The sequence below is a fragment of the Candidatus Hydrogenedentota bacterium genome, assembly GCA_013359265.1.
In the GTDB taxonomy this organism is placed as follows: Bacteria; Hydrogenedentota; Hydrogenedentia; order Hydrogenedentales; family SLHB01; genus JABWCD01.
The window spans coordinates 1-12,577 of record JABWCD010000002.1; the positions used below are offsets into that span (position 1 = coordinate 1).

Annotated in this window: 10 protein-coding genes; 5 read left to right on the forward strand and 5 right to left on the reverse strand. The window is 61.2% G+C overall.

All coding sequences use genetic code 11. The annotated features are described in order from the left end of the window. A partial coding sequence (locus tag HUU46_01200; GenBank protein NUM52235.1) for a HEAT repeat domain-containing protein occupies nucleotides 1–1,256 on the forward strand: 1,256 nt, incomplete at its 5' end. Here the strand turns inward: HUU46_01200 and HUU46_01205 are convergent. After that, nucleotides 1,239–1,883 (reverse strand): hypothetical protein, encoded by a 645-nt coding sequence (locus HUU46_01205; protein ID NUM52236.1) that lies wholly within the window; start codon nucleotides 1,881–1,883, stop codon nucleotides 1,239–1,241. The genes HUU46_01200 and HUU46_01205 overlap by 18 nt on opposite strands. Before the next feature lie 149 nt (nucleotides 1,884–2,032). Then, nucleotides 2,033–2,746: a hypothetical protein gene (locus tag HUU46_01210; GenBank protein NUM52237.1), complete on the reverse strand. Its 714-nt coding sequence runs from the start codon at nucleotides 2,744–2,746 to the stop codon at nucleotides 2,033–2,035. A gap of 257 nt (nucleotides 2,747–3,003) precedes the next feature. Here HUU46_01210 and HUU46_01215 point away from each other — a divergent pair, with 257 nt between their 5' ends. Both HUU46_01215 and HUU46_01220 read left to right on the forward strand, forming a co-directional pair. Beyond that, complete coding sequence (locus HUU46_01215; GenBank protein NUM52238.1) at nucleotides 3,004–3,567, forward strand: four helix bundle protein; 564 nt, start codon at nucleotides 3,004–3,006, stop codon at nucleotides 3,565–3,567. A gap of 131 nt (nucleotides 3,568–3,698) precedes the next feature. Then, a complete protein-coding gene (locus HUU46_01220; GenBank protein NUM52239.1) occupies nucleotides 3,699–6,683 on the forward strand; it encodes a c-type cytochrome in 2,985 nt (994 codons plus the stop codon). 558 nt (nucleotides 6,684–7,241) lie between these two features. On the opposite strand, the gene HUU46_01225 is transcribed toward HUU46_01220, so the two are convergent. Both HUU46_01225 and HUU46_01230 read right to left on the reverse strand, forming a co-directional pair. Continuing rightward, nucleotides 7,242–8,945, reverse strand: a complete 1,704-nt coding sequence (locus HUU46_01225; GenBank protein ID NUM52240.1) for a glycosyltransferase family 39 protein — start codon at nucleotides 8,943–8,945, stop codon at nucleotides 7,242–7,244. Between the two features lie 74 nt (nucleotides 8,946–9,019). Continuing rightward, a complete protein-coding gene (locus HUU46_01230; GenBank protein NUM52241.1) occupies nucleotides 9,020–9,970 on the reverse strand; it encodes a ribose-phosphate pyrophosphokinase in 951 nt (316 codons plus the stop codon). Nucleotides 9,971–10,217: 247 nt separating this feature from the next. Here HUU46_01230 and HUU46_01235 point away from each other — a divergent pair, with 247 nt between their 5' ends. Both HUU46_01235 and HUU46_01240 read left to right on the forward strand, forming a co-directional pair. After that, nucleotides 10,218–11,645 carry an aldehyde dehydrogenase family protein gene (locus tag HUU46_01235; protein NUM52242.1) on the forward strand — a complete coding sequence of 476 codons (1,428 nt, stop codon included), beginning with the start codon at nucleotides 10,218–10,220 and terminating at the stop codon, nucleotides 11,643–11,645. Nucleotides 11,646–11,651: 6 nt separating this feature from the next. After that, nucleotides 11,652–12,203: an NAD(P)H-dependent oxidoreductase gene (locus tag HUU46_01240; GenBank protein ID NUM52243.1), complete on the forward strand. Its 552-nt coding sequence runs from the start codon at nucleotides 11,652–11,654 to the stop codon at nucleotides 12,201–12,203. Here HUU46_01240 and HUU46_01245 read toward each other — a convergent pair. Next, nucleotides 12,166–12,555 carry a sigma-70 family RNA polymerase sigma factor gene (locus tag HUU46_01245; protein ID NUM52244.1) on the reverse strand — a complete coding sequence of 130 codons (390 nt, stop codon included), beginning with the start codon at nucleotides 12,553–12,555 and terminating at the stop codon, nucleotides 12,166–12,168. The genes HUU46_01240 and HUU46_01245 overlap by 38 nt on opposite strands. Between the last annotated feature and the right edge of the window lie 22 nt (nucleotides 12,556–12,577).

The window sequence follows — 12,577 nt, forward strand, 5'->3', positions numbered from 1 at the left end:
TCGTGTTGGGGGAGTGGGGTGGCACCGCGCTCGGTACGTCGCCGGGCCTGATCACGTCGCTGCGTCGGCAGACCGCCCACGAGAACGTTACGGTGAGGCACTGGTGTGTGGCCGCGCTCCGGCGCTTCGGAAACCGCGCGGCGGCGGCCGTGCCCGAGTTAGTCGTCTGCCTGCGCGACGCCGACGACGGCGTGCGATCCGTCGCCGCGCACGCGCTCGCCGAACTCGGTCGCAACGCGGAGAGCGCGATTCCGGCGCTGGTCGAAACGATTCACGATTCGAACGACGACGTGCGGCGCGCGGCGATTTCCGCCATCGCGCGAATCGATCCCCACGGCCAACACGCCGTGTCGGAGATCGCGCGCGGACTGGACTCGTCGTCCGCGCGCGCGCGTATGCACGCCGCGGAGGCGCTGGGCGGATTGCGCATCGCTGCGTCTTCCGCCGCGCCCGCGTTGGTGACGTGCCTGCGCGACGACAATGCCGGCGTCCGCGTGAAGGCCGTCGCCGCGCTGTCCCGCGTGCTTCCTGCGGAACAATATCTCCTCAATGCGCTTGGCGTCGCGCTGCACGACGCGGAAGAGGAAGTGCGCGTCGAGGCGTTGAACTCGCTCGAACGATACGAACACGCCCCGCAAAACGTTGCGCCGCATCTCATCGCCGCGTTGCGCGACCGCGAGTCGAGCGTGCGTTTTCGCGCGATCGAACTCTTGCAGAAATTCGCGCCGGACCTTGGGCCGATGATTCCCGCGGTCAGCGTGGCCATCGGCAATTGCCTGCGCGATCCGTCCGAACTGGTGCAGATGCGCGCCGTGCGCGCCAGCGGAATGATCGCGCATTGGACGCACCGCGCCGATCCGCGCCTCGTGAACGCGCTCTACGATTCCGAGGCTACGGTCCGCCTTGCCGCGACGCTCGCGCTCGCGCGGTCGCACAACGATCCCTCGGCCGTTGACGCGCTCCGGTTCCGGCTCGCGGACGATCACGCCGAAGTGCGCGTGGCCGCGTGCCGCGCGTTGATCGAGTGCGGCGAATCGGCGAGCGTCGTCATTCCCACGCTCATTCACGAACTCTCGGACTCGAACCCCGCCGTGCAGCTCGATGCGATCGCCGCGTTCGACCTGTTGGGAGAGAGGGCGCGTCCCGCGCTGGATGCGTTACGCGCGAAGACTGTCGACAGCAACCCGGACGTGCGTGCCGCGGCGGCACGCGTCGTATCGAAGATTGCTGAAAGGGACTCAATCGAGCGCCAGTGATAGCTTCGTTTCCGATCCCGCCCGAATCTCGACGACTTTGTGCGTGTAACGAAACTCGCGTTCACCGCTCTCATCGAACCGCTCCGAGAGCGCCAAGATGGTGTACTCGCCCGGCTCCAGTCCACGCATGGTGAACGTGCCTTCGTTCGTGAAGCGCGCCTCCCCATCGGCTATGCCGCCGTAGTCGTACAGGTCGTCTTCGGTCACGTTGGCAAAATTGAGCTTGCCCTTCATCGCGAACACGCCGCCTGACTCGCCTTCACGCAGGCCGGTAACGGACCCCGAGAGTGTGCCAGCCGTTGCTTTCGCCGGCGTATCGGCACGCGTTGCCGGCGCCTTGCGCAGTTGTTTCGTGATCGCTTCCGCGAAGTCGGCGGGCTTTCGCGAAGCAACCGGCTCCAACGGCGAACGCACGGCCGGAACGGACGTCCGGCTCCCCTCGGGCGTGAGCGACCGGCGCTCATCGTTGCCGGATTCGGGTTGGGGTAGTTGAGCCCGGCCGGAGTTCCGCGCCGCCGCACCCGACTGTTCGGGCTGCGCCGGCGCAGTGCGCAGGTAAAGCACAATCGCGGCAAATATCGCGATCGCTACTGCGACGACTACCGCGCGCCCAAACGAGTTTCGCATCGCGCCTTTCTCGACCGTTCGCCACTGTGGCCGACAACGGCTCTCTACCTGTTACGATGACATCAAGCGCCACTTTCGATCACAAAAAAATGCCGCCCCGGGACGAATCGAGCGTCCCGGGGCGCGTTCACAATTGGAAATACGCAGCGCTATTTTCTCGCCGGACGGCTGAACGTGAAGTCCTGCGTCGCGCCGCCTTCGGCCACTTTCACCGTGGCAGACTGCTTGCCCAGCCGCTCGTGGTATGCCGTGATCTCGTACTCGCCGGGATCGAGACCATCGATCGAGTACACGCCGTCCTCCTTCGTCACCGCGAAGAACGGATGCGCAACCACGGCGCAGTATGCGCCCATCCACGGATGAATGTCGCACTTGAACTGGAACGGCGCTTCCGCCTTGTCGAAGGTCACTTCCATTTCTTTCAAATTCGCTGGCATCGCAACGTTGTTCGGCTTGTTGGTTTTCGGCAGGTAGTTCACGTTGTGCAGAATTCCGTCGGGGTTCAGAATCTTCAGCTTCTGCCCGACGCGAATCGCGAACATGTGCGGCGCGTACCGGCAGCCTTCCTGCGTGAGCACGATCGGGTCCGTGGGAACCGGATAGTCCTTCGCGGGCACGCCCTTGGTCACTTCGACGTAGATGTTGCCGAGCGTCTGCCCGGGACCCATCACAAGCACTTCGTTCACGATCGGTTTGTCCTTGTGCATCGCGTGGCACTCGGGGACCGCGCTCGTGTCGATGGGTTTCATTTCCGGCGCCTCGCCCTCGAACTTGATGGTGCCCGTGATCGCGCCCGCATGCGCCGACACCGCCGCACCCAATGCGACCACGCCCGCGGCGATCGCGTGTTTGAATCGAATCATGATCGTCAATCTCCTTAGAACTAATGCAGCCTGGGGCAAACACAAAGCGACATGCTAACAAACCCCGGGGCGCACCGGCAATGGGCCGGAATACGGCATGCGCTGGAATACGGCGCGGCGCCGAGGAGGAGATTCAAAGGAGGGACAGGAGAGAGCGAAATACGACCTATGGGACGTATAGGTCCTATGCGAGGGCCACCGTGTTCCTGTATGATTGGCTTACTTGTTCTAGGCCAAGTCATTGGGAAGCCGTACTGATGGCCGAATCCTTTATTCCGCCGCATGGTGGCTATGAAAGTCTGCTTTCATATCAGAAGGCGTTGGTCGTCTACCAAGGCACCGTTCGATTTTGCCAGCGGTTTATCGACAAACGCGACCGCACCCACGATCAAATGGTTCAAGCGGCGCGCTCCGGCAAACAAAATATCGTCGAGGGAACGCAGATTTCGGGAACGTCAAAAGAAGCCGAAATTAAGCTCTTGAATGTAGCCCGCGCTAGTTTGGAGGAGCTTCTTGAAGACTACAAGGATTTCTTGCGTACGCGCAATCTTCCGTTATGGGACAAGTCGAGCCGTGAAGCGTCGTTCGTGCGGAAAATTGGGGCAAACAAACATACAACCTATGAGTCCTATCGGAGCTATATAGACACGCGTCCGGCCGAAGTAGTCGCCAACATCCTGATCTGCGTCATTCACCAGGCCAACTATCTCCTCGATCGACAACTCCGCCACCTCGAATCGGCCTTCCTCAAGGAAGGCGGCCTCCGCGAACGCATGACCCGTGCGCGTCTCGCCGAACGCGATCGACAGACACGCAAGTAGCGCCTCCGCCGTCCGCTCGCCCATACTTTCCGTACACTCTGTTCCTCCCTTGGGTCCTTTTCGTCCCTTCCCTTGCATTACGCCTTCCGTCATCGCAATACTTTCCGCTTCAAACCCGAAAGGATATTCTCGTGCGTCATACTCTCGTCTGCGCTGCCTTTCTGATGGCAATAACCGCCGTCGCCCAAGACCCCGCCGAACACGACAGCATCGACCGCGACTACAGCTCCGAGCTACCGCGCATCGCGCCGACCGAGCCCAAGGACGCGGCCGGCGCCTTCGAAGTGAAGCCGGGATTTAGGATGGAACTCATCGCCGCGGAACCGCTGGTGCGCGATCCCATTGCCGTTGCGTTCGACGAAGATGGCCGAGCATACGTCGTCGAAATGTGCGGCTACTCGGAAGAGCGAGACGAAGATATCAGCGCCATCGCGTTGCTCGAAGACACCGACGGCGATGGCAAGTTCGACAAGCGTTACGACTTTCTCACCGGCCTTAAATGGCCGACGGCCGTCGCCTGTTACGGCGGCGGAGTTTTTATTGGTATTCCGCCCGATCTGATCTACTGCAAGGACACGAACGGCGACGGCGCCGCCGACATCAACGAAACCGTCTACACAGGCTTCAACTGGAACAACGTGCAAGGCATGATGAACACGTTTCTCTGGGGGCCGGATGGCCGCATCCACGCGTCCGCCAGCAGCACCGGCGCCGAGGCGCGGCTCGCGAACGATCCGAAGGCGCCCGTCCTGTCGCTTCGCGGGCGTGACTTTGCGTGGGACCCGAAGACGCGCGCGATGTTCGCGGAAAGCGGCGGCGCGCAGTACGGCATGAGCTACGACGATTGGGGCCGCAAATTCGTCTGTCACAACAGCTACCACATCCAACTCGTGCTATTTGAAGATCGCTACACCGCGCGGAACCCCTATCTCTCCGCGCCGAACCCTCGCGTCGACATTCCCGTGGATGGTCCGGCGGCGGACGTGTTTCGCATCAGCCCGGTCGAACCGTGGCGCATCGTCCGCACGCGGCTGCGCGTGAAAGGCATTACACCCGGCATCGTCGAAGGCGGCGGCACGCCCGCGGGCTACTTCACGAGCGCGACGGGAATTACGATCTATCGCGGCGACGCATGGCCCGACGAGTACCGCAATAACGCGTTCATCGGCGACGTGGGCAGCAACCTTGTTCACCGCAAAGTAATGGACCCCGACGGCGTCAGCTTGAAGGCCCACCGCCCCGCGGGCGAGGAGAAAACCGAGTTTGTGCGCTCGACGGACATCTGGTTCCGTCCCGTGCAGTTCGCGAACGGACCGGACGGCAACCTCATCGTGCTCGACATGTACCGCGAGTACATCGAACATCCCGCGAGCTTGCCGCCGGTGATCAAGAAACATCTTGACCTCACCAGCGGACGCGACCGCGGCCGTTTATGGCGCATCGTGCCGGATGGCTTCACACAACCGGAGATACCGAAACTCGGCAAGGCGTCCACCGCGGACCTTGTGCCGCTGCTCGCGCACAAAAACGCGTGGCACTTCGAGACCGCAGCACGCCTTATCTGCGAGCGGCAGGACAAGAGCGTCGTGCCCGCGCTTGAAGACCTTGCGAAGAAATGCCCCGCCGAACTTGGACGCAAGAACGCGCTTTATGCGTTGAGCACGCTTGGCGCGCTAACGCCCAAGCTGGTGCTGGATGGTTTGGGCGATTCGTCGCCGATGGTGCGCGCCAATGCCGTGCGCCTCGCGGAGGCGTTCATCAAGGACGCAGAGGTGTTGGCAAAGCTCGTATCCATGACCGCGGACGACAACAACCTCGTGCGCTACCAACTCGCCTATACGTTGGGCGACGCGTTGCACGCGGACGCGTATGGCGCGCTGGTGGAACTCGCGAAGAAAGACGGCGCGGACAAGTGGGTGCATTTCGCGGTTCTGAGCTCGTCGTTCGAGGGATCGGCGAGCATGCTCGCAACGTTGCTTGCCGACGACGCATATCGCGCGAAGCCGGAAAGCGCGTCCATGCTCGCGTCGCTCGCGGAACAGGTCGGCGCGCGCGGGATCGATCTTGAGATTACGTCAACGCTTGCCGGCATCGACGCGCTGCCCGGCAACGAGTCGCCGCTCGCGCAGGCCCAGGTGCGCGCGCTCATGCAGGGATTGACCATTGGCGGTAAGAGTGCGCAGGCGAAGGACATTCTCGCGAAGTCGCAGAAGGCCCAGGCGCTGTTGGCACAATCGCTCGAGAACGCGCGCAAGACCGCGCCGGATGCAAACGCGGACGTCGCCGCGCGCGTGGACGCCATTAAGACGCTCGGGTTCGACTCCTTCGAGCAGAACAAGGACGTATTGCCGCCGTTACTGAACGTGTTGCAGCCGGCGGAAGTGCAGCTTGCCGCGCTGGCAGGCCTGCGCAAGTTCGACGCCCCGGAGATCGCCGCAATCCTCGTCGCAGGGTGGAACGATTTCAGCCCGCAAGTCCGCGCGCAAACCATCGAGGCGCTGTTCTCGCGCAAGGCCTGGACGTTGAAGCTGCTCGACGCCATCGAGGCGCAGCAGATCAAAGCGAACCAGCTCGATTCGACGCGCATCCGCGCGCTGCAAACGAGCGCCGACCCCGACATCAAGGGCCGCGCGGAAAAACTGCTCGCGCAGTTCAACTACGGATCACGGCAGCACGTTGTCGATGCGTACCAGGAAGCGCTGCAATTGAGCGGCAACGTCGACGAAGGCAAAAAGATTTATCTCGACAACTGCTCGAAGTGCCACATGCTGCAAGGGAAGGGCTTTGCCGTTGGCCCCGATTTATCGACCGTCGCCAACGCGGGCGCGGAAAAAATCCTCATCAACGTGCTCGACCCCAACCGTGAAGTGAACCCGCAGTACATGAACTACACGATCGACACCTACGACCTCGAAACGCACAGCGGCGTCATCGCGTCCGAGTCCGCCACCAGCATCACCCTCAAACGCGCCAACGGCGAAACCGACACCATCCTCCGCGTCAACATCGAGAACATCCGCAGCGACAACCTCTCGATCATGCCCGAAGGCTGGGAAGAAGCCATCAACAAACAGCAAATGGCCGACTTGATCGCATATCTGTCGTCGATCAAGTAGTGACGCATACGCACTAATGCACGTGTCGCCAGTGGTCCCCGTCAATCGATTTTGTCGATGCTTGTAGCGCCCGGCTGAACCCTCCAAAGCCTTGGCGACGGTGGGTCCATCCCGGGCGGCATTCCACTGGTAGTTCATGCCGCTTTAATCTGCAAGTGATTGTAGCGCCCGGTCTCCGTGCCGGGCGGCATTTGTCTGCAAGTGATTGTAGCGCCCGGTCTCCGTGCCGGGCGGCATTTGTCTACACGTCGGCGCCCTGTTTTTTGAGGCACACCTAACTTTAAGAGGCACGAACCACTAGTGTGGAGTTCAGCTTGACCTCATGTCCTATCCAACACGCCACGATTTATAACCCTATCGGTACACGAAACTTAGCCCCGGTTTCGTCAACAGTGTACCCCTCGTCTTGCAAAAATGCTCGAGGCCGGGCAGCCCGCGATTTACATACGGATCGAACTTGCCTGTCAACTCAAAAGGGGGGTCGTTTCGCGTAGCGAAGTCGCGCCGAAAGTGCAACACGTTGGGCTAAGAGATGAGTGACATGTACGGGCGCACAACTCAAGGCGCGGCGTTTCTGTGCCGGAGCACATACATCTGCCGCGTCTCGAACCCCAGCCAGGAGTAATACGGAACGGTCTCGAGAATGGCGTAGAAATCATGGTGCTTGGTGAGGTCCTCTGGCGACACACGATAGGTTTCGCCAATCACCCAAAACTTTTTGCGCTTAAACGTTTCGGGTTCGTCGCGCGTGCGGCGCAAGTACTCGCCGCTCGTGTACATGCCGTTGAATTCGAACCCGGCATTGATCTCGCTGTCGGGCGCCTGATATTTCGTGCGCAGGATGTCGATGGCCTGCCAGCGTGCCGTGTTCCAGGCCATGTAGTCTTGAAGGCCAATGACCGACCACGTGAAGAGCATGGCGAGAAAAACGGAGACGGCGCATATCCGCGGGAGAGTCGGACGGTAGCCCAGGCCAAGCGATACGAGAACAGCGAATAGTGGAACGGCAGGCAATATGTACCGATCGAAGTAGTTTGAAATGGTCAATGTGAATGGGGCGGCGAGAAGCATCAAACCGCCGATCAGCGGAAAGTACAACTGTGATCTTCGCAACGCGGGCTGGCGATGAGGTTTCAATCGGAGCCGGCGAATGATCGTGTCGACGCATACGGCGAACGCAGCGATTGCCGTAATCGCGATCGCAAACCATCCCAATCCGATTTGTACGGGGGCGAAATGAATTCCCATTTCCCAGCGGGATTTGAGAAAGGAAAACGGAACCGGCCCAATGCCAAAATCGCGAATAATGTTTGGCATCCAGGGGATCATCCCAATTGCCATGTTCCCCGCGAAGAGGAACGCAAACCATATCCAGAATACTCGGTTCCAGGAAGGCATTAGGCGTCGACTGGACGGGTATCGCAGCCCTATCGCAATGCCAGCAGCGATTGGCACGAAAGACAAACCGATGTAACTTGCCAATGTTCCGGAAAGCTGCCCTATAGCAAGTAACGACGTGCTTATCGTGTCGGGGCGTGCAACGGTAACTTCAAGTTGTTCGTGCGTCGGTACGCTAATGAATGGAAGCGATATCAATACCGGCAGCCACAGTGTAAAGGGCAACGCCAGCCGCCAATTTAGCGCGTTTCGCAACGAACTTCGGCTTGTTATGGCGCCCGCCAATACGAAAGCAACGGGAAGCAACGCGCCCAATTGCCTGTTATAGAACGCCGCGATCGAGAACAGTGTACCCAACAGCAGGTTAGTTGTTGTCGGACGATGCAACGCCTTCACGTAGTAGTACGCGCCGATCATCGCAAACGCGCAGAAGGGCACGTCGGTCATGAAGGTGTAGGAGAGGTTGATGAAAAGCGGGTTGACGAAGACGGTGAGCGCGGCGAGAACGGCAGCGCGGTTGGACAGGCCGAGTTCGCGCGCGGTGAAGGCGGTGAAGCAGACGGTCACCCAGCCCATGAAAATGGTGGTGAGACGGAGAAGCGTGAAGCTGAACCCGAACAGTTTTACGAGTGGCGCGGCGTAGAGCGTTTGCGTGAGGGCATAGGCGTTGCTGAAGGGCGAGAGCCCGAAGTGGCCGCGGTCCGCGAGGGCCTGCACCATTTTCGCGTAGACCCAGTCGTCATTGAGCGGGAAGTCGCCGCGCGGGGATACGAGCAGCATGAGCGCGACGAACGGGACCGCCAGCCAAAGCGCGAGCTTCGCGCGGTTGCGCAGTTCGCGGCGGGTGCGTTCGGCGTCGGGCATGGCGCGAGGGTAGCACTACCGCGGGCGCAGACAAAACCGCCGGATATGCCGGCTACGACAGTTCTTGAATTGCGCTAAACGTTCGAGAAGAGGACGCTGATGGACTCGCGGTTGTGGATGCGGCGGATCGCCTCGGCGAGATAGGGGGCGACGGAGACGACCTCGACCTTGTCGGACATGGGCGTAGGTTGCGTCTCGATGCTGTCCGTCACGAGCAGTTTCGTGATCGGACTGTCGTCGATGCGCTCTTTGGTGCCGGGGGCGAAGACGCCGTGGGTGACGGCGGCGTATACGCACTTCGCGCCGCACTCGATGAGCGTGCCCGCCATTTCCACGAGCGTGCCCGCGGAAATCGTGAAATCGTCGACAATGACGGCGGTCTTGTTCTTGACGTTTCCGATGATTTGCAGGATTTCCGCGTTTTCGTCGTGCGCGCTGCGTTGCTTGTCGCCAATGGCGAGATCGCAATTGAGCAATGTTGCGTAGCGGCGCGCCTGCTTCACGAAACCCGTATCGGGCGACACGACAATCAAATTGTCGAGTTTCTTCGACTTGATTGCCTTGCCCAGCACGGGCAACGCATACAGGTCGTCGACGGGAATGCGGAAGAATCCCTGAATCTGCGGCGCGTGCAGATCGATGGTGACAACACGGTCCGCGCCGGCGGCTTCGATGGCGTCCGCGCAGACACGCGCGCGAATCGAAACGCGGGGTTCGTCTTTCTTGTCACCCTTCGCGTAGCTGAAGTACGGCATGATGACGGTGACGCTTTCGGCGCTCGCGCGTTTGAGCGCGTCGATCCAAAACAACAATTCCATGAAATTGTCATTGGCGGGGAACGCCGTCGACTGCACGAGGTAACAGCGGCGCCCGCGGACGTTTTCGAGCACGCGCACCATGAGGTTGCCTTCGGAGAATCGGTGGACTTCGCTCCGGCCCACGGGCAACCCGAGGTATTCGGCGATTCGTGCCGCGAGATTGGGACTGCCTGAACCGCCGAAAATGAGGATGCCATTGGGATCCATCGAATGAAACCTCTCCCCCGGGAACGCCGCTGTGGAAAGCGGTAGTGTACGCGATCGGGATGCGGGAAGCGAATGGCGCGGAAAGAATGAGTGGAATGGGAGCAAGTTGAGCAATGAGATGGGATAGATTCAGCCGGCGCCGCGGAAAGCACCGCGCGCTATTCGGAGTAACGGAATGCGTGTAAGAACGGCAGAATTCGACCACTACGCCATGCACTCAAATGGCGGAGTTCGGTATACTTCGGTGATGCTGCGGGAGACGTATCCATATTTCCTGGCGAACAAGCCGGTTGCGCCGAACTATTCGCTCGAGGTGACCGACAAGTATTCGGGCGCAGTGGCGGCCCGGGTTGCCGAGGCGGACCCATACGCAATCGATTACGCGATTGGAAAGGCCGTCGAGGCGGCGGAACCGATGCGGGCGCTGGCGGCGTACGAGCGGCGCGACGTTTTGATGCATTGCGTAACGCGGTTCGGCGCGCGGTTTGACGAATTGGCGATGGCGCTCTGCATCGAGGCGGGCAAACCGATCAAGGACAGCCGCGGCGAGGTGACGCGCCTGATCGATACGTTTCGCACTGCTGCGGAGGAATCGACGCGGATCACCGGCGAGGTACTGCCGCTCGATATCAGCGCGCGCGCGAGGAATTACAGCGGGATGTGGAAGCGCGTGCCGATTGGGCCGTGCTCGTTCATATCGCCGTTCAACTTTCCGCTGAACCTCGTCGCGCACAAGATTGCGCCAGCGCTGGCGGTGGGGTGCCCGTTCATCTTGAAGCCCGCGAGCCGCACGCCGGTCGGCGCGTTGCTGATCGGCGAAGTGCTGGCGGAAACGAACCTGCCGGATGGCGCATTCTCGATTTTGCCGTGTTCGCGTTCCGGAGCGGACTTGTTTACGACGGATCCGCGGCTGAAACTGTTGAGTTTCACCGGATCGCCGGATGTGGGCTGGGATTTGAAGGCGCGCGCGGGCAAGAAAAAAGTCGTTCTGGAACTCGGCGGCAACGCGGCGTGCATCGTCGATAACGACTGGGACCTCGACGACGCGGTACAGCGTGTCGTCATCGGCGGGTACTACCAGTCGGGCCAAAGCTGCATCAGCGTGCAGCGCGTGCTGGTACACGAGTCAATTTACAGCGCGTTTCGGGACAAGTTGGTGGTAGCGGTAAACGCACTGCGATGCGGCGATCCGCGCGACGAGCAGACGTTCATTGGGCCGATTATATCCGAGCCCGCAGCGAAGCGGATTGAAACGTGGTTACAGTCCGCAGCGAAGCGCGGCGCGCGCGTGTTGTGCGGCGGTACGCGCGACGGTGTGATGATTGCGCCGGCAGTGGTCGAGCGAGTGCCAAACGATGAACCGCTGTGGTCCGAGGAAGTCTTCGGGCCGGTCACGTGCCTGAAACCGTTTGCCGATTTTGGCGAGGCGCTCGCGGAAGCGAACAATACGAAGTACGGGTTGCAGGCGGGCGTGTTCACGCGCGACCTATACAAGGCGCAGCGCGCGTGGGACACGCTCGAGGTCGGCGGCGTCGTGATCGGCGACGTGCCGTCGTGGCGCGTTGACCACATGCCGTACGGCGGCGTGAAAGACAGCGGGTTCGGGCGCGAGGGAATCCGATTTGCGATGGAAGACATGACCGAACTGCGGTTGATGGTCGTGCGGACTCCGTGAGGGAAGATGGCGTACCTTGTTCTTAGTTGCAGTTTGAACCCTCAGAGCCGGAGCCGCGTGCTCGCGCGGGCGGCAGCGTTGCGTATCGAAGAGCGCGGCGGTGACGTGGACTTTCTCGATCTGCGCGATTTCCCGATGCCGCTGTGCGACGGAGGCATGACTGCGCTCGATGCAAACGCGCAATCGGTGGCGAGGCGCATCGCGGAATCCGACGGCATTTTTCTCGCCTGCCCGGTGTACAATTTCAACGTCAGTTCGAGCGTCAAGAATGTCATCGAACTTACGGGCACCGCGTGGCAGAACAAGGTCGTTGCGATTGTCTGCGCGACGGGCGGCGACGCGAGTTTCATGGCGCACATGGGGATCGCAAACAGCCTGATGCTGGATTTTCGCAGCGTGATCGTTCCGCGGTTTGTGCACGCGAGCGAACTCGAGGTGACGCCGGAGCGCATCGTCGGCGCGGACACGCAGCGCCGCCTCGACGAAACCGTGACGCTGTTCCTGCGCATCGCGCGCGCGCTCAATCCGTTGCCCGAAAACGCCGGCCCTTCGGCATAGCCTTTGCCAGGTTGCCCTCGCCCTTGGCCGCGGCCTTGTGCAGTTTACGAATCGCGCGCCCGATCGCGCGATACGCCGAACTCGCGTTCGTGCCCGTCCGGTCACCCACTTCGCGGAAGGTGAGCCCCTCGAAGAAGTACAGCTCGATGCAGCGGCGCTCGCGTTTGGTGAGGCGGCGCCCCATCTGGCGCCGCACCCATTTCAGGAGGGCCGCTTTCTCCTCGCCCCAACGCAGACCGTCTTCGATCTCCTCCGGCGTTTCGTACCACATCTTTTCCTGGATGGTGCGAAACTGCATGAACTCGGGTCTGGCGTAGACGATAAACCGGCTGGCGCGGCTGCGTTGGATCATGGCGGTACTCCCAAGGGTTGTT

Excerpts from the sequence above, each read along its gene's own strand:
- HUU46_01205 (NUM52236.1), bottom strand. The coding sequence starts at position 1,883 with ATGCGAAACTCGTTTGGGCGCGCGGTAGTCGTCGCAGTAGCGATCGCG.
- HUU46_01210 (NUM52237.1), bottom strand. The coding sequence starts at position 2,746 with ATGATTCGATTCAAACACGCGATCGCCGCGGGCGTGGTCGCATTGGGT.
- HUU46_01215 (NUM52238.1), top strand. The coding sequence starts at position 3,004 with ATGGCCGAATCCTTTATTCCGCCGCATGGTGGCTATGAAAGTCTGCTT.
- HUU46_01225 (NUM52240.1), bottom strand. The coding sequence starts at position 8,945 with ATGCCCGACGCCGAACGCACCCGCCGCGAACTGCGCAACCGCGCGAAG.
- HUU46_01230 (NUM52241.1), bottom strand. The coding sequence starts at position 9,970 with ATGGATCCCAATGGCATCCTCATTTTCGGCGGTTCAGGCAGTCCCAAT.
- HUU46_01235 (NUM52242.1), top strand. The coding sequence starts at position 10,218 with ATGCTGCGGGAGACGTATCCATATTTCCTGGCGAACAAGCCGGTTGCG.
- HUU46_01240 (NUM52243.1), top strand. The coding sequence starts at position 11,652 with ATGGCGTACCTTGTTCTTAGTTGCAGTTTGAACCCTCAGAGCCGGAGC.
- HUU46_01245 (NUM52244.1), bottom strand. The coding sequence starts at position 12,555 with ATGATCCAACGCAGCCGCGCCAGCCGGTTTATCGTCTACGCCAGACCC.